1 protein-coding gene is annotated in these 1,526 nt (G+C 39.3%); it reads left to right on the top strand.

The window, feature by feature from the left end:
- The first annotated feature begins 173 nt into the window (after positions 1–173).
- Positions 174–1,451 (top strand): S1C family serine protease, encoded by a 1,278-nt coding sequence (locus tag CD126_RS11855; RefSeq protein WP_049405555.1) that lies wholly within the window; start codon positions 174–176, stop codon positions 1,449–1,451.
- The last annotated feature ends 75 nt before the right edge of the window (positions 1,452–1,526 follow it).

The raw sequence follows: 1,526 nt of genomic DNA, 5'->3' as shown, positions 1-1,526 counted from the left end.
AAATTATACATACGTTCACCTACTTTAATAACTGTTATACAATAATAAATTTTACCATTTCCGCTATACCGCCTCAACAAAAGATTGAAACTCTCGAAATATAACGTGATTTACTAGAAAAATATTGCAAAAACTCTCATAATAGTAGATGAATATTATAATGGAGGTTAAATATGTTTCAGAATAAAGATACACGACAAGACAACGTCAATTACTCTATCTCCTACCCGAGTTCAAGGCGTTATAAACCGAAATTTCCTTGGTTTAAGACAATTATCATAGCTCTCATCGCAGGAATCATCGGCGCGCTTATCGTGTTAGGTATAGGGAAAGTTGTCGATCATACTGTGCCAGAGAAAGATGGTGCGAAGGTCAATCAATCCCACAGTGGTAGCAGTGGCAATACGATAGACGGTAAAAGTGATAAATACGATTCCGTCAATCAGATGGTCAACGATATTTCACCCGCTATCGTAGGTGTCGTAAACATGCAGAAAGTTCACAGCATCGAAGATTTCCTCGAAGGTAAGAAATCTAAAGCTCAAGAAGCTGGCGTGGGTTCTGGAGTAATTTATCAGAAGAATAATAAAGACGCTTACATCGTCACTAACAACCACGTGATTGATGGCGCAAGCAAGATTAAAGTACAGTTACACAACTCTAAACAAGTCGATGCAAAGCTTGTGGGTAAAGATGCGATGACAGATATGGCCGTGTTAAAGATCGATAATACGAAAGGTATCAAAGCCATTCAATTCGCAGACTCTAGTAAAGTGAAGACCGGCGATAGCGTCTTCGCAATGGGTAACCCACTCGGTCTCGAATTCGCTAACTCAGTAACATCAGGTATCATCTCAGCGAACGAACGTACAATTGATGCTCAAACTTCTGAAGGACCTAACAAAGTCAACGTTCTTCAAACTGACGCAGCGATCAACCCAGGTAACTCTGGCGGTGCACTCGTAGACTTAAACGGTAATCTCGTCGGAATTAACTCCATGAAGATTGCGAACGAACAAGTTGAAGGTATCGGCTTTGCCATTCCAAGTAACGAAGTTCAAGCAACGATTAAACAGCTTGTTGAGAAAGGTAAGATCACTCGCCCTTCTATCGGAGTTGGTCTACTCAACCTTGAAGAAATTCCAGATGAGTATAAAGATAAATTAGATACGGATAAAGACAAAGGCGTTTACGTCGCTAAAGTCGAAGGCGCGAAAGGTGTTAAAGAAGGCGACATTATCACAAAAATCGATAATGAAAAAGTTGAAAAAGACACAGACGTTCGCTCTTACCTTTACGAACATAAAAAGCCAGGCGACACAGTTAAATTAACTTTAGATCGCGACGGTAAGAAGAAAACAGTTTCAGTTAAACTTAAAGAACAAAGATCACAACACAAATCTAAGTCAAAAGAAAAAGACAGCGACAGCTTCTTTAATCCATTTGAATAATAAACGATAAACTTTAAGGGGAACTTCGGATGTCGAAGTTCCCCCTTTTTATGTGGGTTGATATTTGGTTATAAA

This window comes from Staphylococcus pettenkoferi (assembly GCF_002902685.1).
Classification (GTDB): domain Bacteria; phylum Bacillota; class Bacilli; order Staphylococcales; family Staphylococcaceae; genus Staphylococcus; species Staphylococcus pettenkoferi.
The sequence above is the reverse complement of the archived record's forward strand: the minus strand, read 5'-3'. Positions and strand labels throughout refer to the sequence as shown.

Coding starts and splice junctions, on each gene's coding strand:
- CD126_RS11855 (WP_049405555.1), top strand. CDS start 174: ATGTTTCAGAATAAAGATACACGACAAGACAACGTCAATTACTCTATC.